We start from the raw sequence: 20507 nt of genomic DNA, 5'->3' as shown, positions 1-20507 counted from the left end.
CATCGACGAGTCCGGAGGGAGGGGCCATGACCGACGAGGAGCTCGTGGTCGAGTTCGCGCTGCGGCGCCTGGACAACCCCGACCTCGAACTGGAGGAGATCGCGGCGCTGGTCGTACGGCGGCTGGGGCCCGAGCGCATGCTGGAGTTCGCGTCGCAGAACCTCGCCACGCGCGGTGAGCTGCGCGCGGCGATCTTCCCCTCGGCCGTCGAGCACGTGCTCCGCGTGGTGCTGACCCTGCGTGGCCGCAGCGACTAGCCGCCCACCGCGGCGGCGGCCGGAGCCTTCCGGCGCAGCCACGCCCAGGGACTGCGCCCGCCCGTGAAGGCCCACAGCGCGATCACCGGGTCCGTCAGCGCGCACCCGAACGACGAGTCCGCCGCGAACGGCAGGATCGGCGCGCCCTTGAAGTGGTGGACGACGTCCCACGCCGTGTGCAGCAGCCACCCGATCCCGATGAACGTCCACGAGTCCAGCCCGCGGAAGGCGACCAGCGTCAGCACGGCGCAGAACACCAGTTCCCACACTCCCAGCCCGCCGCCGGACAGGTAGGCCGCGCCCGCGCCGGCGACCATGAGGGCGTTGAACTTCCGCCGGTGCGGCTCGGGGATCAGGGACGAGAGCAGCACGTACACCAGGCCGATCGCGATCGGCAGCAGCACTTCGGTCATGGTCGTCACGCTAGGAAGCCCGAGGCGCGCCCACTACCGGCCTCCGTGCCAGACAGCAGCGGATTCCCGCCAACCGACGGGAATCCGCTGCTGCGTACCGGGTTCAGCGCGGCTTCGGCGCGGTGTGCCGACGGTGTGGCCAGAAGGGCAGCGGAGCGCCCTGCCGGGTCACGTAGATGCCCGGGATGAGGCCGAGTGCCGGGCTCAGCGCGCCCGTGGTGTCGATCTCGGCCGGGGCGGTGGTCTTGGTGCTGGTGTGAGCGGACATGACTTCCTCCGGGTGTCTCGAGTGGACAGGTCTCTTGTGGACAGTGCTCAGGCCGCGGCGGCCTCGATCGCCGCCGCGGGGGCGAAAGCGGCCACGCGGCTGCGGGCGCCGGTGATCACGGTGGTCAGCGTCGCGAGGTCCTGCCGGCCGTCGTGGCGCTGGTCGTTGACGAAGAACGTCGGGGTCCCGGCCACGCCGCTGAGGTCGGCCGACTCGACGTCCCGCTCGACGTGGCCGGCGAAGCGGCGGCGCAGCAGGTCGTCGCGGAACCGGTCGACGTCGAGGCCCAGCTGCTCGGCGTAGCCGACGAGGGCGTCGAAGTGCAGGTCGGTCTGGTTGCCCAGCAGCAGGTCGTGCATCGGCCAGAACGCGCCCTGCGCGCCCGCCGCCTCGGCGGCCTCGGCGGCCAGCTGTGCGTGGGGGTGGATGTCGTGCAGGGGCAGGTGGCGCCACACGTAGCGGATGTCGCTGTTCTCAGCCAGCAGCTCGCGCGCGGTCGGCGCCGCCATGCCGGTCCACGGGCACTCGAAGTCGCCGTACTCGACCACGGTCACCGCGGCGTCCGCCGGTCCGCGCACGTGGTCGCGGCTCAGGTCGACCGGAGCGACGAGGTCGGTCAGCAGGGGAGCGTCGCCGAGCAGCGCGCGGGTCCGCACCTCTTCCGGCAGCGCGGCGGTGAGCTTCTGCACCAGGAAGGTCAGCAGCGTCGCGCCCGCCGCGGCGGCGAGGACACCGAGCTTCGCCTCCTCCAGCTCCCGCCCGGTGAAGGCGAGGTCGGCGATCAACAGCGACACGGTGAACCCGACGCCCGCCATCGCGCCGCCGCTCAGCACACCGGCCCAGCCGACCGGCGGCCGCAGCGCGCCGCCGCTGAGGCGGGTCAGCAGCCACGAGGTGCCGAACACCGCGACGGGCTTGCCCAGGACGTAGGCGAGGAAGATCCCGACGGTGATCGGCGCCGTGACCGCGCTCGCCAGCACCTCGGTGTTCACGGTGATGCCGGCGTTGGCCAGCGCGAACAGCGGGACGACGACGTAGCTCGTCACCCGGTGGAAGGCGTGGCGCAGCCGGGCGTTGGCCGACAGCGTCGCGCTCAGCCGTTTGCTCGCCGAGCTGGCCGTCTCCGCGGTGGGCTGCTCACGGAACAGGCGCACCAGCGTGGTCGCCTCCTCCAGCGAATCGCGCTTCGGCACGTACGCCGACGTCGCCAGCCCCACCGCCAGACCGGCCACGACCGGGTCGATCCCGCTGGTCAGCAGCGCACCCCACACCGTCAGCGCCAGCGCGGTGAACACGGGCTTGCGGTAGCGGTAGTCGAGCCTGCGGCTCGCCAGCACCCCGGCGTACGCGGCGGCGGCGATCCCGACGGCCATGAGGTCCACATGCCCGCTGTAGGCCAGCGCGATGACCACCAGTGCCACGATGTCATCCACCACGAACACGGTGAGCACGAACGTGCGGATCCGCTCGGGCGCGCCACGCCCGACCACGGTGAACACGCCCAGCGCCAGCGCGGTGTCGGTCGACATCGCAGCGCCCCAGCCGTGCGCGCCGGGCCCGCCGCCGTTGAGTGCCAGGTAGATCAGCACGGGCACCGCCATGCCGGCCAGCCCGGCGACGGCCGGAAGGATCAGGCGGCGCCGTTCGCGCAGGTCGCCGAGGTCGAACTCGCGCCGCGCCTCCAGCCCCACCACCAGGAAGAACAGCGTCATCAGGCCGCTGTTGACCCAGTCGCGCACCGGCAACGCGGCGCTCAGCGGCCCGATCCGCACGCTCAGCACCCAATTCCACACGGCGTCGTACGCGCCGGGCGCGAGGTTCGCCCAGGCCAGGGCCACCACGATCGCCGCGACGAGGATCCCGGCGCTGCCGGACTCGGTCCGCAGGAACGTCCGCAGCGGGCTCGACGACGACCCGGACATCGACATCCGGCCCATCGACATCTCGGACTGGCTCATCTCCGACATCGACATGGCTTCGCTGGTACGCGGGTGCATCGGCGTCACGTTCATGTCTAACCCTTAAAGTCGCTGGTGGTAGTTAGAACTCAAACATGGTAGAACTAACCTGTCAAGAGAGAGTTTGAGGGTTAGATCAATCGGAGGGCAGACCGGTGGAGAGAACGGTGGAGAACGACGAGACGCTGGTCCTCGACCTGCTCAACACCACGGCACTCGTCGACGGCACGCCGCACGACGACCTGGCAGAAGCGGCCGACGCCCTGCGCTGGCTGTCCGCCCACGGGCAACCCGCGACGGAGGGGGAGTGGCGCACCCTGCTCGACCTGCGCGCGACGCTGCAGGAGGTGGTGCGCGGCGACGCGGAACCGTCTTCGGTCGGGCGCTTCGTCGAGGGCGTCGGCTACCTCGCGACCCTCGGCGCCGACGGCATCGGCTGGACCCTCGACGCCCCCGCGGGCCGCGCCGCCGCGGCGCGCGCGGTCCTCACCTGGGACAGCCTCCGCGAGTCCGGCCGCCTGCGCCCGTGCGCCAACCCGGAGTGCTGCCTGTTCCTCATCGACCACAGCAAGGCCAACACCGCCCGCTGGTGCTCGATGGCCACCTGCGGAAACCGCCTCAAGGCGCGCCGGCACTACCGCCGCGACCGACAGTCCGAAGTGGACTGAAGCGGGCCCTCCCCCCCCCCCGGCGACAGGGCCCGCTCCAGGGCTTCATTCGTTGTGCAGCACCGTCGCGATCGGCAGCCGCGCCGCGCGTGCGGCGGGGATGAGCGCACCCAGCACGGCGATGACGACCCCGCCCAGCCCCAATAGCACGAGCATCGGCGCGCGGTAGACGTCGATCACGAACCCGAAGACGTCCGACTGGGCGGCGCGCAGCATGGCCGGCCCGACCAGCCGGTGCACGAAGAAGCCGAGCGGCAGCCCGAGTAGCCCGCCGACGATGCCCAGCGCCCCCATCGAGGTGATCATCATGACCGTCACCTGGCGCGGCGTCATCCCGATCGCCTTGAGCATCCCCAGGTCGCGGCGGCGTTCGTGGGCGTTGAGCACCACGGTGTTGAACACCCCCAGCGCCGCGACGATCGCGAGCACCAGCGTCAGGATCGACGCGCTGCTGACGAGGAGCACAGCCTGCGAAGACGTGCCGTCACGCGGGGGAGCGGCCTCCAGCCCGGGGTCGCGGGCGTGCACCGCGCCCACGAGCGCCTCGCGGTCGGCGTCGGGAGCCAGCTGCACGTCGTAGGTCTCCGCGCGGGTGCCCGGCGCGAGCACGTCGAGGGTTGACCAGTCGGCGTAGATCGTGTCGGCGTTGTTGGTCAGCGTGACCCCGACGAACGTCAGCTGCGTGCGATTTCCGCCCAGCTCCACCGTGATCGTGTCGCCGAGGGTGAGCCCGCGCTGGTTGAGGAACCGCGACGGCGCGGCGGCTTCCCCGGCGCGCGCCGCCCACCGGCCCTCGACGATCTCCGGGCCCAGCGCCGCCGAATCCCCGCGCGAGAAGACGACCGACGGGTTCTCCTGGCTGCCGAGCAGGTGCACCGTGCGCTCGGCCGAAGCGGCGACGCGGGCGGAACCGGGCACCGAGCGCAGCATCGCCTCGTCGGCGGAGTCGGTGAGCGCCGCGTCCGGGTGCGGGCCGGGCGCGTCGGCGGGCAGGGTGAGCCCACCGGTCAGGCCGGCGAGGAACTCGACGCGGTCGGGGTGCGCGGGCCGCATCGCGTTGTTGTACGCGTTCACCGACAGCGTGACGCCGATCGACAGCGTCACCGTCATGACGCCGAGCACGATCGCCGCCAGCGTCAGCGCGCTGCGCGCCGGGCGGGCGAACGGGACGCCGAGGCCGAGGCTGACCGAGCGCGGCAGCCGGGTGCCCGCGAGCCGGCGCTGCACGGTGAGCGCGCGCCCGAACCGGGGTCCGCTGCCGGCGCTGATCGCCGCGGTCGCCGGCAGCCGGCGGGCCCGCAGCGCGGAAACCAGCGCCGCCAGCACGACGACGAGCGGCAAGCCCACCAGCGCGACGACGTCGACCCACGCGTCGATCCCGGCGTCGCCCACGCCGAACGCGCTGAACGCGTCCGCGAGCAGCGGCTTGGCGACGAGGTTGCCGCCGATCGTCCCGACGACGCAGCCGAGGGCGGCGGGGGCGAGCACCATCAGCAGGTACACGGCCATCACCTGGTTCGGCGTGAACCCGAGCGACTTCAGCACCCCGATGTTGCGGAACCCCGACACCACCGCGCCGCTCACGACGTTGGCGACGATCAGCACGGCCACCGCGAGCCCGAGGATCCCGAACGGGACGAGGAACGGCACGTACAGGCCGACGTCGGAGTTGAGCCGTTCCTCGACGGTCAGGTAGGACTGCTCGCCGAGCACGGACCTCGCCGGCAACCCGGCTGTGACCGCGGTCTGGCCCGCGTCGACCTCCGCCGCCGTGGCGGCGTGGGTGAAGCGGTAGAGCACCTGCGCGGTGGTGGGCCGCAGTGCCGTCAGCTGGGCCGGCGTCACCCACGCGTCGGCGGAGGCGCTCACCGAATACGCGAATCCGACGACGGTGAGCACGGGCTTGCCCGGGATCTCGATCCGCGAACCGAGGGGCATGAGGTCGTCGGAGCCGCGCGGGAAGTTCAGCACGATCTCGCCGGGCGCGGTGGCCCATCGGCCCGCCCACACGTCGAGCCGGTCGACGGCGCCTTCGGGGTCCGCGCGCCCGACTGTGGTCAGGCTGCTCGCCCGCGCCGCGACGCTCTTCGCCGTGTCCAGCGTGACCTGCCCGAACGGCCCGGCCGACGCCTCGACGCCCGGCCGGGCGGAGGTGGCGGCGAGCTGCTCGCCCGACACCCGCGTGGTGTCGTAGGCGACGACGAGGTGCGCGCCGTTCTGCTCCGCGTGCGCCCGCTGGAACGGCCCCGACGCCGACACCAGCAGCCCGAGCGCGAGCACGATCGTGCCGGTCGACACCGCGACCACGACGCCGATCACGGCTGTCTGCACCCGCCGGCGCCGGACCGCGGCGCGCGCGACCCGCCACACCGCGCTCACGACGTGCGCTCCACACCCGAGGTCGCGGCGATCCGGCCGTCGACGACCTGGACCACGCGGGTGGCGCACTGCTTCGCGAGCCGCTCGTCGTGCGTGACGAGCAGCAGCGTCTGCCCGATCTGGTTGAGGTCGAGCAGCAGGTCCATCACCTGCTCGCCGGAGCGGCTGTCGAGCGCACCGGTGGGTTCGTCGGCCAGCAGCAGGGCGGGCCGGTTCATCAGCGCCCGGGCCACGGCGACGCGTTGACGTTCGCCGCCGCTGAGCTGCGCGGGGTAGATGTTGCGCCGGCCGGCGATACCGAGCTCGTCGAGTAGCTCCAGCGCGCGAGCGCGGGCCTGCGCGGCCGAGGTGCCGGTGAGCTGCGCGGCGAGGGCGACGTTGTCGAGCGCCGGGAGGTCGTCGAGCAGGTTGAAGAACTGGAAGATCATGCCGATGCGCCGGCGGCGGAACAGCGCGAGCCCCGTCTCGCTGAGCTTGCCGAGATCTTCGCCGTTGACCACGACGGACCCGGACGTCGGCCGGTCCAGCCCGGCCACCATGTTCAGCAGCGTCGACTTCCCGCTGCCCGACGGCCCCATCACCGCGACCGCCTCGCCGGCGCGGATCCCCAGCGAGACCCCGTCGAGGGCCACCGAATCGCTGTACTCCTTGCGCACGGCGGTCAGCTGCACCACCGGGTTCGCTCTGCTCTCGTCACTGGTCACAGCACGCAATCCTGAAGCAGCTTCGCCGCCGGGGCATCAGTCCGGGGAGGTAACCGCCGAACGTGGTCATCCTGGGGATGTAGGCGCCGGGTTGATGCGGCGGACGCGGCGGCCTGGGAGAGTCAAGGCGTGTGGGAACTCGGGGTCGCGGCCGTGGCGTGCCTGGTCGCGGTGGTGCTGGCCGTGCGGCTGATTCGCGCGCGGCGCGCGGCCGCCCGTGCGCTGGAGCAGCGCGGGTGGCTGCTGGAGCGGGAGCGGGAAAGCGCCGCGCAGCAGGCCGTCGACGCCGAACGCGCGCGGATCGCCCGCGAGCTGCACGACATCGTGAGTCACAACGTGAGCGTGATGCTCGTGCAGGCCGGCGCCGCGCGCCTGGTGGTCGAGACCGAGCCCGCGCTGGCGGCCGCGGCGTTGCGGGAGGTCGAGACCGCCGGGCGCGACACGATGACGGAGTTGCGGAACCTGCTCGGCCTGCTCGCACCGCCCGCCGACGGCGAGGAGCCACCCGACCTCGCGCCGCAGCCCAGCCTCGCGCGGCTGAGCCCGCTCGTCGACCGGATCGCGTTCGCCGGGCTGCCGGTGGAGGTGCGCGTGTCGGGCGAGCCGCGGTCGCTGCCGTCCGGAGTGGACTTGACGGCGTACCGGATCATCCAGGAGGCGCTGACCAACGCGCTCAAGCACGGTGACGGGGGGAAGGCCGAGGTGACGGTGCGCTACACCGACCACTACCTGCGGGTCGAGGTGGTGAACAGCGGGCCGAGCGTGCTCACGGGCGGTTCGGCCGCCGCGTCCTCCTCTCAGGGGGAGGGGCGTGGCTTGCTCGGGCTGAGGGAACGCGTCGCGGCCTTCGGCGGTGACCTCGACGCGCGGCGCCGCCTCGGGGGCGGGTTCCGCGTGCGCGCCCGGATCCCGCTGGAGCGCCCGTGACCGCCCCGCGCGTCGTCATCGCCGACGACCAAGGCCTGGTCCGCACGGGCTTTCGCATGATCCTCACGGCCGGCGGCATCGACGTGGTCGGTGAAGCGGCCGACGGGGTGGCCGCGGTGGAGCTGGTACGGGAGCTGCACCCGGACGTCGTGCTGATGGACATCCGCATGCCCGCCATGGACGGTCTCGAAGCCGCGCGCCGCGTCTTGGCCGACGACCCGCGCTGCAAGGTGCTGATGCTGACGACGTTCGACCTCGACAGCTACGTCTACCAAGCCCTCGCCGCCGGCGCGAGCGGGTTCCTGTTGAAGGACGTGACGCCGGAACACCTCGTGGCCGCCGTCCGGCTCGTCGACACCGGCGACGCGCTGCTGGCGCCCTCGATCACGCGGCGGCTCGTGGAACGGTTCGCCGCGGCCACCGCTCCCGCTCCGGCCGCGGCAGCTCCGCCGACGCACCGCGACCTGTCCGCGCTGACCCCGCGCGAGCTCGAAGTCCTGACGCTGCTGGGTCGGGGCCGGTCCAACACCGAGCTCGCCGCCGACCTCACCCTGAGCGAGGCGACGATCAAAACCCACGTCGCGCGCATCTTCGCGAAGCTGTCCTTGCGCGACCGCGCCCAAGCGGTGGTGGTGGCTTACGAAACCGGCCTGGTGTCGCCCGGGGACCCGCCGGCTTAGCCCTCGACCGCCTGCCGGACGGCCGGCACGACGTCTCGCGCGAAGCGCAGCACCTGGTCGATCGTCTGGTTCTCCGGCCAGAAGACGAACGTCGTGAAGGGCAGGTCGGTGGCCGAGCGCGTCAAGAACTCGGCCCACTGGGCCGCGTCGCCGCGCACGGGCTCGGCTCCGGCGGCGACCTGGAGGGTGCCGGGCGCGTCGGTGATCGTGCCGACGACCTGGCAGATCCGCCGCACGTCCGACGGCTGCCGGCCCGCGGCCGCCGCGGCCTCGTCCAGGATCGCGTGGGCCGGACCCCACTGCTCGTAGGGCAGGTAGGACGGGATCGGCGCGGCCCAGCCGTCGGCGACGCGGCCGGTCAGGGCCAGCGCCTTCGGTCCCTGCGCGCCGGTCCAGAGCTCGATCGGGTGCGCGGGCCGGGGCCCGGGCACGAGACCGTCCACTGTGTAGTGAACGCCGCGGTGATGGAGGGGCCGGCGGTCGGCTCGCCAGATCGCCCGCATGAGCTCGAAGGCCTCCTCGAGCGCGGCGTTGGCCTCGGCCCGCGAGCGCCGTTCGACGCCGAGGCGCTCGATCGCGTCCCAGTAGCCGCCCGCGCCGACGGCGAGCTCGAAGCGCCCGCCGGACGTGAGGTCGAGCGAGGCGGCGGCCTTGGCGAGCATCGCGGGCGGGCGCAGCGGCAGGTTCGTCACGTCGGGAAACACATGGATGCGGCGGGTGGCGGCCAGCAGAGCGCCCGCGAGCACGAAGGTGTCGAGGTACTCCGGCACGTACGGGTGGTCCTGGATGCCCAGGAACTCCAGCCCGTGCTCCTCCGCGGCCACCGCCTGCTCGCGATGCGCGCCGACGTCGAGCGTCGGCACGAGCGAGAACCCGAAAGCCAGGCGAGTCATGGCGGTACCTTCCGGTCGAGGTGGTCACGCATTCTGACTATCATCGAGAATGACCACTGTCGGGACGGAGCATACCGCGGGGAGAGGCTTTACTCCGGCGAGCCGAACGGTGCGTGCACCATCCAGACGCCGACAGCGGGCTCGTCACCCGCGTTGAACAGGCGGTGCGGGGTGGTCGAGTCGAAGCAGACGGAGTCGCCCGGGCCGATCTCGGTGGTGTCGAACCCGACGGTGACCCCGAGGCGGCCGCTGAGGACGTAACCGAACTCGTGGCCGGGGTGAGTCTGGCGCCGGCCTTCGGGGCACGACGCGCCGCCGACGTCGTAGGTGATCTTGAGGAAGTCGGCGCCGGGCACGTCACGCGGCGTGAGCCGCTCCCACGTGATGCCGCCTTCGAGCTTGAGCGTGCCGCGGGTCTCGCCCAGCTGCACCAGCGGCGCGCTGATCAGCTTCTGCAGCACCGGGAACTCGCCGGCCGCCACGGATCCGCCGTTGCTCGACGACAGGGCCGGCCGTGCCTTCTTCGGCTCTGGAGCCTCGGCCCGCTCGCCGGCGGGGTAGAACAGCTCGTCCACGGAAAGGTTCAGGTGCTGCACCAGCGCGTACAGCGACGCGACCGACGGCCGGGCCTTGCCGTTCTCGATCTGGCTCGCCAGGCTCACCGACACGCCCGCCTTGCGCGCGAGCTCGCGGGCGCTGATGCCCACCTCGGTGCGCGCCTGCCGCAGTCGTCCCCCGATCCCCGCGAGAACATCCGCCTGATCGCCTGCCGCCTGTGACGGTCGCACAGCATCGTCTCCCTCGAGGTCGAGGCGGTCACCTTCGTTCAATCGCAGTGGACACCAGGCCGGGTGTTCAGTGACCGTTAACCTCGCTTCAGGACGGGACGGGAACCGCGAACACCTCCGGGTGCCTCACCAGCTCCACCCGCGTCCGGCGGATGTGCAGCTCCAGGATGCGCTCGGCCGACGCGTGATCGCGCTGGCGCAGCGCCTCGATGAGCAGCCGGTGCTCCGCGCGGATGATCCAGCTGCGGCGTTCCCCGGCCAGCCGCGTGAAGGCCCGGCGGTAGTGCTGCGTGGTGTCCCACAGGCGGTTGAGGATCGCGGCGAGATCGTGGGCGTCGTGGTGGCGGTAGACCGTCCAGTGCAGCTGCCGGTCGAGCACGAGGAACTCTTCGACGTCGTCGGTCCGCTCGATGCGGTCCTCGAGCGCCTCCAGCTCGTCGATGTCCTCATCGGACAGCCGGGGCGCGGATTCGGCCAGCAGCAAGGGTTCCAGGCGCTCGCGCATCTTGTACGACAGCTCGCACTCGCGCACGTCCATGGACGTGACCCACGCGCCGGAGTTGGCGCGCAGGGTCACCAGCCCTCGGGACTCCAGGATGCGCAGGGCTTCGCGGACCGGTAGACGGCTGGTGCGCAGCTCCTCGGCCAGCTCGTCCTGGATGATGCGCGTGCCCGGGGCGAGGCGGCCGTCGAGGATCCGCTCTCGCAGCTCGTCGGCGACGCGCTGGCTCGCCACGCCCGCGGGTACGGCCACGCCGGTTCCTCTCAATCGAACGCCTCCGGACGGTGGTCGAAGGCCTTTCCGTTCGGATAGGACACTAGCTCACACTGCAGGCCCCACGGTGACAGGAAGTACACCCACCGCTGCCCTTCGCTCGCGCCGCTGCTGGCGGTCGGCTCCCCGAGCACGCGCAGGCCGCGGCGGTGCAGATCGGCGACGGCGGCGTCGAGATCCTCCACGTACAGCGCGATGTGGTGCCCGCCGACGTCGGAGTTGCGCGGCGGTACGGTGTTGCGCTCCGGCGCCTCGTACTGGAACACCTCGAAGATCGCCTTGCCACCGAGCCGATAGAAGTGCAGGCGCCGCATCACCGCTTTGTCGTCGACGCCGAGGTGCTCGCTCATCCAGTCGTCGTCGTGCTCGTAGGGCCCGAGCCGGTACAGGTATTCGCAGCCCAGCACCTCGGTGAAGAACTCGTGGGCCTGGTCGAGGTCCGGCACCGTGAGGCCGAAGTGGTCGACGCCCGTCACCCCGGGGATCGGCATGAGCACACCTCCAATGGATCCATTCGCTTGCTTTTCATGGCTACTTGACGGCATAGTCTCCGTCAAGCCTTTCGCAATGGATCCATTCGAAGATGAGGAGCCCTGATGGCCACTCACGAGTCACTGGTCGCCGGCGCGCCCTGGATCCGCCTGCGCGCCACGCCGGAGGACTGGGACGAAGCCGCACCGGACCTGCTGTTGAGCCTGCTCGGGCGGGCGCAGTGGATCCGGTCGTTCGAGGAGTACGTGCTGGAGCTCGCGGGCCGGGGCCTCGTGCACGGCCCGGCGCACTCGAGCATCGGCCAGGAGGGCGGCGCGGTCGGCTCGATCTCCCCGCTGCGCAGCGACGACTTCGTGAACGGCTCGCACCGCGGCCACCACCAGTTCCTCGCCAAGGCCTTCGGCCACGTCGCCCCGGAGCCCACCGGGTTGCCGGCGATCGACGACGAGGTGCGCACGGTGCTGCGCCGCACGCTGGCCGAGATCTGCGGCCTGGCCGAGGGCTACGGCAGCGGGCGCGGCGGGTCGATGCACCTGCAGTGGCGCGAGGCCGGCGCGATGGGCACCAACGCGATCGTCGGCGGGGGAGTGCCGCAGGCCGCGGGCTTCGCGTGGAACCAACGTCACACCGGCACTGACGCCGTCACCGTCACCTACTTCGGCGACGGTGCCGTGAACATCGGCTCGGTGCTCGAGACGTTCAACCTCGCCGCCGCGTGGAAGCTGCCCGTCTGCTTCTTCATCGAGAACAACCAGTACGCGGTGTCCACGCCGGTCGACACGGCCACAGCCGAGTCCCGGCTCTCCGCACGCGGCCTCGGGTTCCACATCCCGAGCTGGCAGGTGGACGGAATGGATCCACTCGCCGTGCACCTGGCGATGAGCGAGGCCGTGGCCCACATGCGCGCGGGCAACGGCCCGACCATCGTCGAGGCCGAGGTCTACCGCTACTTCCACCAGAACGGCCCGTACCCGGGCAGCGCCTTCGGCTACCGCACGAAGGAAGAGGAGAAGTCCTGGCGCGACCGCGACCCGATCGACCTGTTGCGCGGCCACGTCGTGCGCCGCGGCCTCGCCGACGACGACCAGCTCAAGGCGTTCGACGAAGAGATCACCCGGACGCTGCACGAGATCGGCGACAGCTTCCTCGAAGACGGCCCGGACGGCAAGCGCCGCATCAAGGAGTCCGCGTGGCCGGACCCGGCCTTCGTCGACGTCGGCGTGCGCGGAGATCTGTCCGAACTGGACGGAAGCCGTTACGAGGAACCCGAGTCCTTCAGCGGGGCGGTGAAGGAGCGCCGGTTCATCGACGCCGTCAGCGATGTCCTCGCCCGGCGGCTGGAGACGGACGAGCGCGTGGTCGTGCTCGGCGAGGACGTCGACCGGCTCAAGGGTGGCACCAACGGCGCCACCAAAAGGGCCATCGAAACGGCACCCGAGCGCGTGCTGGGCACCCCGATCAGCGAGAACGCGTTCACCGGACTCGCCGGCGGCATGGCCATCGACGGCCGCTCGCGCCCGATCGTCGAGTTCATGTACGCCGACTTCATGTGGGTCGCCGCCGACCAGCTGTTCAACCAGGTCGCCAAGGCGCGCCACATGTTCGGCGGGACCGGCAGCGTGCCGTTCGTGCTGCGCAGCAAGCTCGCCGCGGGCACCGGCTACGGCTCGCAGCACTCGATGGACCCGGCCGGGATCCTCACCACCGCACCGGGGCTGCGGGTCGTGGCGCCGTCGAACCCGTTCGATTACATCGGCCTGATGAACACCGCCCTGGCCTGCGACGACCCGGTCGTGGTGCTGGAACACGTGGACCTCTACGCCACCACGGGCACCGCGCCGGTCGACGACTTCGACTACCGCATCCCCGTCGGCAAGGCCGCGCTGCGCCGCACCGGTGACGACCTCACCGTGATCAGCTACCTGTCCATGGTCGGGCACTGCCTTGAGGCCCTGGACGAGACCGGCGTGAGCGCCGACCTGATCGACCTGCGCTGGCTCGACCGCGCGAGCCTCGACTGGGACACGATCGAACGCAGCGTCCGCAAGACCAACCGCGTGCTGATCGTGGAGCAAGGCGCCATCGGCACTTCGTACGGCGGGAAGCTCGCCGACGAGATCCAGCGCCGCCTGTTCGACTGGCTCGACGCGCCGATCGAGCGCGTCACCGGCGGCGAGGCGTCGCCCAGCATCAGCAAGGTCCTCGAACGCGCGGCGATCGCGCGGACCGAGGAAGTGACCGCGGCGCTGCGGCGCCTGTCCGACTGACCGCAACTGCGACCGGCAGCGAGGAGTTCCAACGATGGCAACGCTGTTGCGGGTGCCCGAAGTCGCCACGGGGTCGACCGAGGCCGTGCTGAGCGAGTGGCTGGTGCCCGAGAACGAGGCGTTCGACGCCGGCACGGCGCTGGCCGTGCTGGAGACGGACAAGGCAGCCGTGGAGGTCGAGGCCGAAGCCGGCTCGACCGTGCTGCGGCAGCTGGTGGACCGCGGGACGACGGTGGAGGTCGGCACGCCGATCGCCGTGCTGGGTGCCGTGGGAGAGGACGTGAGCGGGCTGCTGGCGGAGCTGGGAGGTTCGGTTGCGCAGAACGGTTCGGCCCGGTCCGAGCCGGCCGAGTCCGAGCCGGCGCCGGCCGCGTCGAACGGTTCGCGTGAGCGGATTTTCGCGAGTCCCCTGGCGCGCAAGATGTTGAAGGAAGCCGGGATCGGGCTCGAGGAGGTGGCCGGGACCGGGCCGAACGGGCGCATCGTGCGCAAGGACGTGGAGGCCGCGATCGCGCGTGCGGACCGGCCGGCACCGGCGACGCCGCAGCCCGAGCCGACGCCGGAACCGGCACGCGAACAGCTCGCGGCCGAACCGGCTCCCGTCCGCCGTGAACAGGCGGCAGGCGCGGCCTTCACCGAGATCCCGCACACCCGGATCCGCCGCGCGATCGCGAGCCGGCTGACGATGAGCAAGCAGACCGTGCCGCACTTCTCGGTCCGGCGCACCGCGCGGATCGACGCGCTGCTGGCTCTGCGCAAGCAGCTCAACGAGGTGTCGCCGGCGCGGATCTCGGTCAACGACCTGATCATCCGGGCCGTGGCCGTCGCGCACACCGAGGTGCCCGACGCCAACGTCATCTGGACCGAGGACGCGCTGCGCAAGTACGACTCGGTCGACGTCGGCGTCGCGATCGCGTCCGAACGGGGCCTGGTCACGCCGGTCGTGCGCGGGGTGGAGAAGCTGGCGCCGAGCGCGATTTCGCGCCAGGCCAAGGGTTTCGCGACCCAGGCCGACGAGGGCAAGCTCAAGCAGCAGGACCTCGAAGGCGGCTCGATCGCGGTGAGCAACCTCGGCATGTACGGCGTGGACGACTTCACGGCCATCATCAACCCGCCGCAGTCGGCGATCCTCGCGGTGGGTGCCGGGAAATCCGGTGCGGTCGTGGTGGACGGCGAGCTGACGGTGGCGACGCAGCTGGCGCTCACGCTGGCGGTCGACCACCGCGCGATCGACGGGGCGCTGGCGGCCTCGTGGCTGGGCGTGCTGGTCGACGCGCTCGAACAGCCGCTGCGGCTGGTCGCCTGACCCGGCCCGGTTCCGCCCGCCCGATGTTCCGGCGGGCGGAACCGGCTCCGGTCGATCACTTCGGCGGTGGCCGACTTCCGAGTGTCGACACTCGCGCTTCGCCCACGCGCGGTTTTCCGTTCAACGGGTGGCTTTAGCTTGCAGCGCATGCCTGCTTGCGATTTCACCCGCCGCGACCTGTTGCGCTGGACCGCGTATGCCGCCGCTGCGGCGGGTTCGACCACGTTGCTCGACCCCGCCCGCGCGCTGGCCGCGACCGACTCCCAAGGTGCCGGCCCGGTGACGCCCGTCAACCTCGAACTCGTGACGCTCGCGGAGGACCGCGCCGTGATCACGTGGTACACCGGCCGCGCCGGCACCGACGACGGGCTCGGCCGCATGGTCCCGGCCGACTCCGACGGCGAAGTCCGCTACGGCACCAACCCCAACCGCCTCAACCGGGTGGCGCACGACATCACGGGCCACACGCCGTACCACTACGTCGAACTGCACGACCTCGAGCCGGGCCAGACGTACTACTACCAGGCTCGTTCCAACGGCAAGCTCGCCGCGCCCACCGCGTTCACGCTCATCGCCGGCAACGCCGTGGGCACCACGGACCGCGGCCTCGGCACGACGGGACCGTTCGAGTTCACGACGCCGCAGCCACCCGAGGGCAGCCACGTGTTCTCGGTGGTGCTGTGCAACGACACCCACATGGGCGAGACGCAGGCCGGGCTCGTCGGCGGGCAGCCGCAGTACATCGGGATCTCGCAGGTGCCCGGGCTGCCACCGTACCCGGAGGTGATGCTGGAATCGCTGGTGCAGGACGTGAAGCGCTTCGACCCGCGCTACCTGCTCGCCGCCGGTGACATCTCCTCCGAGGCCGTGCCGACCGACCTCAGCCGTGCCGGGCACCTGCTCTCGCACTTCGGCCGCTACCAGGAGGACTACTTCGTCACGCGCGGCAACCACGACCGCGCGCACATCGGCGACGCGTACTCGACCTGCCGCGTCGGGCAGTGGCAGGGCAACGACTGCTTCCACGACGCGTACTTCCCGCACACCGAGCGCACGTACTTCTCCCGCGACCTGTCCGGCCTGCACGTGATCGGCCTCGACACCTACGACAAGCCCGGCAACGGCGGCGACGCCGGCGGCCTGTCGCCCGAGCAGCTCGACTGGTTCCGCACCGACCTCAAGAAGCACCGCGACCAGCCGACGCTCGTCTTCGGCCACCACCCGCTCGTGATGCAGGACTCGGCGTTCCCGATCACCGCGGGCAGCTCCGTCGACGCCACCCAGGCCGCGCAGATCCTCGACTGGTACTCGCAGACGCCGGGCGTGTTCCTGCACCACGCGGGCCACACCCACCGCAACCACCGCACGATCAGCCCGAAGGCGCCGCGCGTGACGCTGCAGGAAGTGGCCGCGGCCAAGGAATACCCGGGCGGGTTCTCCATCCTGCGCCTGCACACCCGCGGCTACGCGCTGAACTTCTACAAGTCCCGCAGCGCGCTCGCCCGCCAGTGGAGCGAGCGCAGCCGCCAGGAGATCATGGGCTACTGGCCGCAGTTCGCCTTCGGCAACACCGTGGGCGACCGCAACACCGTGGTCAAGCGCGACCTGACCGGGCTGAAGCGGCCGCACCACTGACGGGGTCGGTGCCACTGCCGGGTTTCCGGCGGTGGCACCGTCGTTTGTGGATTGTGGTTCAGTGTCGGCCGGGACCACCCCGGCTGCTGTCGCCACCGTGGTCGTCGTGCCGGCCGCCGTGATCGTCCCCGGGCTCATTGTGGCGTCCGCAGTCGTCACCCGGCTCGAGGTGACGACCGTGGTCGTCTCCGGGCTCGACGTGGTTGCGGTGCGTTTCCGGGTGAGTCGTGGAGGTCGACGCTGCGGAGGCAGTCGCCGCCGCGGTCCGGTCCTCGGGATGCGGATTGTCTTCAGCGGACACGAAAGCGGCCGGCCTGGCCGCGGGCTCCGGCGACCCCGCGGCCGCTCCGCCGCCCACGACCGCCGTCACAATCCCGGCTGCCGCCACCGTCGCCGCGGCCACCCCGACGACCCGGCGCCGGGTCCGCCGCGTCCTGTTCTGCGGTGAGTTCGTCATGCCCTCGATCGTCACGCGGCCCCGGGGCCGGTCACCATCGTCCGGTGGTCCTAGTACCGCGGGTCACCGGCTTTCGACCCGGACGCCGCGGTGCTCCCCGTCGGACAGGAACAGTGCCACCGCCGCACCTTCGTCGCACACGGTCGTGCGCTCCGTGCGAGTCAGCCGGCGCAGCGGCGTCACCACCACCGTGCCCTCCTCGACGGTCCACGTCGCCGTGACGTGGCCGTCCACGAGGAGGACGCGGGAGCCCGCGACGGAGAGGTTGCGGTGGGCGTCATCGACGATGCGGGTGCGGTCGGAGTAGCCGAGCAGCGCGTTGTCGAATGCGGGGAGGAAGCGGACGGGCGCCGGGGTGTCCGGGGCGGGGCGCGGGGCGTCGGGGAGGTCCAGCAGTTCGCGGCCGCGGTCGTCGCGGAAGGACACCAGTTCGTCGCGCACCGAGGTGACGGCGGCGGGCAGCCCGGCGAGGCCGGACCACACGCGCAGGTCGGCGGTGGCGGCGGGGCCGTAGGCGGCGAGGTAGCGGCGGACCAGTTCGGCGCCGACGACGTCGTCCGGGGGAGCCGGGACGTCGCGGCCCAGCCAGGCGGACAGCGGCAGGTACCGCACGCCCGCCTTCTGCCGCCACACCCCGCGCGGCGGCAGCTGCACCACGGGCACGAGCGCGGCGACCAGCATCTCGCCCAGCGCGCGTGGCCCCGGCGCGGGCCAGCGGTCCGCCACGGCCCGCGCGAGCTCGGGCATGGACCGCGGTTCGCCGTCGGCGAGGACGGCGAGGCCCGCCGCGGCGAGCTCCGCGAGGTCGACGCCGTCGAGCTCACGCCGGTAGACGCCGAGCACGCGCTGGCGCAGCATCGCGTCGTGGCGGGTGCGCCAGGCGAGGGCGTCGTCGGCGGTGACGAGGTGGACGGTGCGGCGCATGAGATGGGTCCGGACCACTTGCCGCCCGACGAGGAGGTCCGACAGTTCCGCCGGCTCGAACGCCCGCAACCGCGACCACAGGCCCGTGAACGGCTCCTGCGGCTCCTGCGCCTGCAGCCCGCACAGGTGCGCGACGGCGTCGAGCGCGGGCAGATCGGCGCGCTCCAGCAGCAGCTGGCGGGCGAGTGTCGCGCGGTTGAGCGCGCGACTGTCCAGCACGGTCACGACGCCTCGAGCGTTTCGCGCAGCAGGTCGGCGTGGCCCGCGTGCTGCGCGGTCTCGACGATCACGTGCAGCAGGACCCCGCGCACACTGCGCTCGGCTCCGGCCTCGTGCCACGGTGCCTCCGGCAGCGAGTGCGCCGCCGCCAGGTCGGGCGCAGCGGCGACGATCTCCTCGGTCCGCGCCGCGACCTCGTCGTAGCGCTTCAAGATCGCGGCGAGCGTGTCACCGGGCTGCATGCTGAACTCTGCCTGGTGCTCGATCGCCCACTTCGGATACTCGCGCGCGGTCCCGGCCGCGAAATCGGCCCACGTCACGCCGTCGGGCAGCTCGTAGCTCATCGCTGAAGCGCCTTCGACCGCGAAGCGCAGCCACTGCTCCTCCATCGACGCGACGTGCTTGACGAGCCCGCCGAGACACAGCTCGCTGACGGTGGGGCGCTTGCCCAGCTGCTCGTCGGTGAGGTCGCGGACGCTCGCCTTCAGCGTCTCCCGAGCGTGGGCGAGCTGGACGAGGAGTTCGGTCTTTTCGGTCATGACGTCATCGTCGCAGGGGTAGCGGACAGGAAGTGGCCGCTTCTTCCGTCAAGATGAAACCGTGCCGAAGACTTCCGCCCGCCTCCTGGCGTTGCTCTCGCTGCTGCAGGCGCGCCGCGACTGGCCGGGCGCGGCGTTGGCCGAGCGGCTCGCCATCAGCCCGCGCACCGTCCGCCGTGACGTCGATCGCCTGCGGGAGCTGGGATATCCGATCGTCGCGACCAAAGGACCCGACGGCGGCTACCGCCTCGATGCCGGCGCGCAGCTGCCACCGCTGCTGTTCGACGACGAGCAGGCCGTCGCGCTCGCCGTCGCCCTGCAGCTGGCGACCACCGCCGGCGCGGGCATCGAGGAAGCGGCCGCGCGGGCGTTGACGACGGTGCGCCAGGTGATGCCCGCCCGGCTGCGGCACCGGATCGACAGCGTCCGCGTGACCGCGCTGGCCCGGCCGGGTCCGCAGGTCGGCGGCGACGTCCTCGCCGCGCTGGGCTCCGCCGTCCACGCGAACGAGGTGCTGCGCTTCGACTACCCGCCCGGCCCCGCGCCGCGGCGCGTCGAACCGCACCACCTCGTCGCCCGCGGCGGCCTCTGGTACCTCGTGGCCTGGGACCTCGACCGCGGCGACTGGCGCGTGTTCCGCGCGGACCGCCTCACGCCCCGCACTCCGACCGGCCCGCGGTTCACCCCGCGCGACCTGCCCGGCGGCAGCGTCGCCGCCTTCGTCACCAGCCGATTCCAGGGCTCCGCCGGCGGCTGGCCCTGCCGCGGCTCGGTGCTCCTCGACCTGCCCGTCGCCGCGGTGTCGCGCTACGCCGCGGACGCCGTCGTCGAGGAGGCCGGCCCGGACCGGTGCCGCCTGGAGCTGGGCTCGTGGTCGTGGGCCGCCCTGGCCGCCGCCTTCGGGCGGTTCGACGCGGACCTGGAGGTCGTCGGACCGCCCGAGCTGGCGGAGGCGTTCGAGGTGCTCGCGCGCCGCTTTCACGCCGGGGTCAGGCCGCGGCGGACGGTCCGCTCGCCAGCGCCTGGACCCGGTTGAACGGGCCGTTGTAGTAGTTCTGGTCGCCCGGCAGGCCGCCGGTGCGGGAGAACTGCCAGATGCTCTGCTTGTCCCAGCCCGCCGGCAGCTCGCCGATCTGCGGTGCGTAGCGCGCGAGCCACAGCGGATCCGTGTCGCCGAAGCGGTTCGTGTTGCCGGTACAGCGTTTCCACCACGTGGTCGACGTGTAGATCAGTGCGCTGCGGCCTTCCTTCGCGAGGTAGGTGCGCGTGAAATCGGCGATCCAATTGGTCATGTCGGCCGGGCTTTTGCCGTAACAGGCGTCGCCGTAGGGGTTGTACTCGATGTCGAGCGCGCCGGGCAGCGTTTTGCCGTCCCCACGCCAGGCCCCGCCGTGCGCGATGAAGTACTCGGCCTGCTCCGCACCGCCGGACACGTCGGGCCGCGCGAAGTGGTAAGCGCCGCGGACGATCCCGGCGGCGTGCGCGCCGTCGTACTGCCCGGCGAACTGCGGGTTGACGAACCCCGTGCCCTCCGTCGCCTTGACATAGGTGAACCGCGCGCCCGACCCGCTCGCCGCCTTCCAGTCGACGGCGCCCGTGTGCCCGCTCACGTCGTGGCCGAGCGTCTGATCGACGTCGGCCCGGGCCAGGTCAGGACCCCCGTGCACCCCTTCGTGCGCCGCGATCTGCGCGCCCGCGTAGGTGTCCCCGGCGAGTGAGTAGTCGGCTGCCGGAGCGGCCGAGGCGGGCGCCGTCAGCAGCCCTCCCGGCACCAGCACCCCGGCGACGATCAGCAAAGCCCGCCGCCATCGGCCGCCACGGTCGTTTCCCGGCACTGTTCGCATTCCGGCTCCGATCCTGTCACTGGCAGGTCCGTGATCATCGTGCCTCCGGTGTGGACACTTCGCGAGCCTTCTGTCACTCGATCGTGGAATGCTCCACTGTGGACAGACAGTCGG

The 20507-nt window shown here is 72.0% G+C and carries 20 protein-coding genes; 8 read left to right on the top strand and 12 right to left on the bottom strand.

The features are described 5' to 3' along the window. Positions 1–26: 26 nt before the first annotated feature. Positions 27–257, top strand: coding sequence for a hypothetical protein (locus ABZU76_RS27545; RefSeq protein ID WP_220239402.1), 231 nt, complete (start codon positions 27–29; stop codon positions 255–257). On the opposite strand, the gene ABZU76_RS27540 is transcribed toward ABZU76_RS27545, so the two are convergent. The 3 genes from ABZU76_RS27540 to ABZU76_RS27530 form a co-directional block, all read right to left on the bottom strand. Continuing rightward, the gene (locus ABZU76_RS27540) at positions 254–670 is read right to left on the bottom strand and encodes a DUF6010 family protein (protein ID WP_354874496.1); all 417 of its coding nucleotides are present in this window, start codon (positions 668–670) and stop codon (positions 254–256) included. The genes ABZU76_RS27545 and ABZU76_RS27540 overlap by 4 nt on opposite strands. A gap of 103 nt (positions 671–773) precedes the next feature. Next, a complete protein-coding gene (locus ABZU76_RS27535) occupies positions 774–938 on the bottom strand; it encodes a hypothetical protein (protein WP_354874494.1) in 165 nt (54 codons plus the stop codon). Positions 939–985: 47 nt separating this feature from the next. Beyond that, positions 986–2950, bottom strand: a complete 1965-nt coding sequence (locus tag ABZU76_RS27530; protein WP_354874492.1) for a Na+/H+ antiporter NhaA — start codon at positions 2948–2950, stop codon at positions 986–988. A gap of 113 nt (positions 2951–3063) precedes the next feature. Here ABZU76_RS27530 and ABZU76_RS27525 point away from each other — a divergent pair, with 113 nt between their 5' ends. Further along, positions 3064–3564 (top strand): CGNR zinc finger domain-containing protein, encoded by a 501-nt coding sequence (locus ABZU76_RS27525; RefSeq protein ID WP_354874490.1) that lies wholly within the window; start codon positions 3064–3066, stop codon positions 3562–3564. Between the two features lie 45 nt (positions 3565–3609). On the opposite strand, the gene ABZU76_RS27520 is transcribed toward ABZU76_RS27525, so the two are convergent. Both ABZU76_RS27520 and ABZU76_RS27515 read right to left on the bottom strand, forming a co-directional pair. Further along, positions 3610–5943, bottom strand: a complete 2334-nt coding sequence (locus tag ABZU76_RS27520; protein ID WP_354874488.1) for an ABC transporter permease — start codon at positions 5941–5943, stop codon at positions 3610–3612. Then, positions 5940–6647, bottom strand: a complete 708-nt coding sequence (locus ABZU76_RS27515; RefSeq protein WP_354874486.1) for an ABC transporter ATP-binding protein — start codon at positions 6645–6647, stop codon at positions 5940–5942. Before ABZU76_RS27515 ends, ABZU76_RS27520 begins: the two co-directional genes overlap by 4 nt. Positions 6648–6776: 129 nt before the next feature. On the opposite strand from ABZU76_RS27515, the gene ABZU76_RS27510 reads away from it, so the two are divergent. Beyond that, on the top strand, positions 6777–7574 hold the full coding sequence (locus ABZU76_RS27510; protein ID WP_354874484.1) for a histidine kinase: 798 nt from the start codon (positions 6777–6779) through the stop codon (positions 7572–7574). Then, the gene (locus ABZU76_RS27505) at positions 7571–8254 is read left to right on the top strand and encodes a response regulator transcription factor (protein ID WP_354874482.1); all 684 of its coding nucleotides are present in this window, start codon (positions 7571–7573) and stop codon (positions 8252–8254) included. Before ABZU76_RS27510 ends, ABZU76_RS27505 begins: the two co-directional genes overlap by 4 nt. Here ABZU76_RS27505 and ABZU76_RS27500 read toward each other — a convergent pair. The 4 genes from ABZU76_RS27500 to ABZU76_RS27485 form a co-directional block, all read right to left on the bottom strand. Next, positions 8251–9147 (bottom strand): LLM class flavin-dependent oxidoreductase, encoded by an 897-nt coding sequence (locus ABZU76_RS27500; protein WP_354874480.1) that lies wholly within the window; start codon positions 9145–9147, stop codon positions 8251–8253. The two genes, ABZU76_RS27505 and ABZU76_RS27500, sit on opposite strands and share 4 nt — an antisense overlap. 89 nt (positions 9148–9236) lie before the next feature. Next, positions 9237–9935, bottom strand: coding sequence for an XRE family transcriptional regulator (locus ABZU76_RS27495; RefSeq protein WP_354874478.1), 699 nt, complete (start codon positions 9933–9935; stop codon positions 9237–9239). Between the two features lie 88 nt (positions 9936–10023). Beyond that, the gene (locus tag ABZU76_RS27490; protein ID WP_255637825.1) at positions 10024–10689 is read right to left on the bottom strand and encodes a GntR family transcriptional regulator; all 666 of its coding nucleotides are present in this window, start codon (positions 10687–10689) and stop codon (positions 10024–10026) included. An 11-nt stretch (positions 10690–10700) separates the two neighbouring features. Then, positions 10701–11201, bottom strand: coding sequence for a VOC family protein (locus tag ABZU76_RS27485; protein ID WP_354874476.1), 501 nt, complete (start codon positions 11199–11201; stop codon positions 10701–10703). A gap of 105 nt (positions 11202–11306) precedes the next feature. On the opposite strand from ABZU76_RS27485, the gene ABZU76_RS27480 reads away from it, so the two are divergent. From ABZU76_RS27480 to ABZU76_RS27470, 3 genes are all read left to right on the top strand, one after another. Further along, positions 11307–13469: a thiamine pyrophosphate-dependent enzyme gene (locus ABZU76_RS27480; RefSeq protein ID WP_354874474.1), complete on the top strand. Its 2163-nt coding sequence runs from the start codon at positions 11307–11309 to the stop codon at positions 13467–13469. A 34-nt stretch (positions 13470–13503) separates the two neighbouring features. Beyond that, positions 13504–14775: a dihydrolipoamide acetyltransferase family protein gene (locus ABZU76_RS27475; protein ID WP_354874472.1), complete on the top strand. Its 1272-nt coding sequence runs from the start codon at positions 13504–13506 to the stop codon at positions 14773–14775. A gap of 147 nt (positions 14776–14922) precedes the next feature. Continuing rightward, positions 14923–16410 carry a metallophosphoesterase family protein gene (locus tag ABZU76_RS27470; protein ID WP_354874470.1) on the top strand — a complete coding sequence of 496 codons (1488 nt, stop codon included), beginning with the start codon at positions 14923–14925 and terminating at the stop codon, positions 16408–16410. Positions 16411–16930: 520 nt separating this feature from the next. Here the strand turns inward: ABZU76_RS27470 and ABZU76_RS27465 are convergent. Continuing rightward, entirely contained in the window at positions 16931–18016 is a 1086-nt protein-coding gene (locus ABZU76_RS27465; RefSeq protein WP_354874468.1) for a winged helix DNA-binding domain-containing protein, read from the bottom strand. After that, positions 18013–18549 carry a DinB family protein gene (locus tag ABZU76_RS27460; protein WP_354874466.1) on the bottom strand — a complete coding sequence of 179 codons (537 nt, stop codon included), beginning with the start codon at positions 18547–18549 and terminating at the stop codon, positions 18013–18015. The genes ABZU76_RS27465 and ABZU76_RS27460 overlap by 4 nt, the downstream gene beginning before the upstream one ends. A gap of 61 nt (positions 18550–18610) precedes the next feature. On the opposite strand from ABZU76_RS27460, the gene ABZU76_RS27455 reads away from it, so the two are divergent. Then, positions 18611–19585, top strand: coding sequence for a WYL domain-containing protein (locus ABZU76_RS27455; RefSeq protein WP_354874464.1), 975 nt, complete (start codon positions 18611–18613; stop codon positions 19583–19585). Here the strand turns inward: ABZU76_RS27455 and ABZU76_RS27450 are convergent. Continuing rightward, a complete protein-coding gene (locus ABZU76_RS27450; protein WP_354874462.1) occupies positions 19539–20393 on the bottom strand; it encodes a lysozyme in 855 nt (284 codons plus the stop codon). The genes ABZU76_RS27455 and ABZU76_RS27450 overlap by 47 nt on opposite strands. Positions 20394–20507: the final 114 nt, after the last annotated feature.

Source organism: Amycolatopsis sp. NPDC005232, assembly GCF_040607795.1.
GTDB lineage: Bacteria > Actinomycetota > Actinomycetes > Mycobacteriales > Pseudonocardiaceae > Amycolatopsis.
Note: the sequence above shows the minus strand (reverse complement) of the source record. Positions and strands in the feature narration are given on the sequence as shown.

Coding starts and splice junctions, on each gene's coding strand:
- ABZU76_RS27545 (WP_220239402.1), top strand. CDS start 27: ATGACCGACGAGGAGCTCGTGGTCGAGTTCGCGCTGCGGCGCCTGGAC.
- ABZU76_RS27540 (WP_354874496.1), bottom strand. CDS start 670: ATGACCGAAGTGCTGCTGCCGATCGCGATCGGCCTGGTGTACGTGCTG.
- ABZU76_RS27535 (WP_354874494.1), bottom strand. CDS start 938: ATGTCCGCTCACACCAGCACCAAGACCACCGCCCCGGCCGAGATCGAC.
- ABZU76_RS27530 (WP_354874492.1), bottom strand. CDS start 2,950: ATGAACGTGACGCCGATGCACCCGCGTACCAGCGAAGCCATGTCGATG.
- ABZU76_RS27500 (WP_354874480.1), bottom strand. CDS start 9,147: ATGACTCGCCTGGCTTTCGGGTTCTCGCTCGTGCCGACGCTCGACGTC.
- ABZU76_RS27485 (WP_354874476.1), bottom strand. CDS start 11,201: ATGCCGATCCCCGGGGTGACGGGCGTCGACCACTTCGGCCTCACGGTG.
- ABZU76_RS27480 (WP_354874474.1), top strand. CDS start 11,307: ATGGCCACTCACGAGTCACTGGTCGCCGGCGCGCCCTGGATCCGCCTG.
- ABZU76_RS27475 (WP_354874472.1), top strand. CDS start 13,504: ATGGCAACGCTGTTGCGGGTGCCCGAAGTCGCCACGGGGTCGACCGAG.
- ABZU76_RS27470 (WP_354874470.1), top strand. CDS start 14,923: ATGCCTGCTTGCGATTTCACCCGCCGCGACCTGTTGCGCTGGACCGCG.
- ABZU76_RS27460 (WP_354874466.1), bottom strand. CDS start 18,549: ATGACCGAAAAGACCGAACTCCTCGTCCAGCTCGCCCACGCTCGGGAG.
- ABZU76_RS27450 (WP_354874462.1), bottom strand. CDS start 20,393: ATGCGAACAGTGCCGGGAAACGACCGTGGCGGCCGATGGCGGCGGGCT.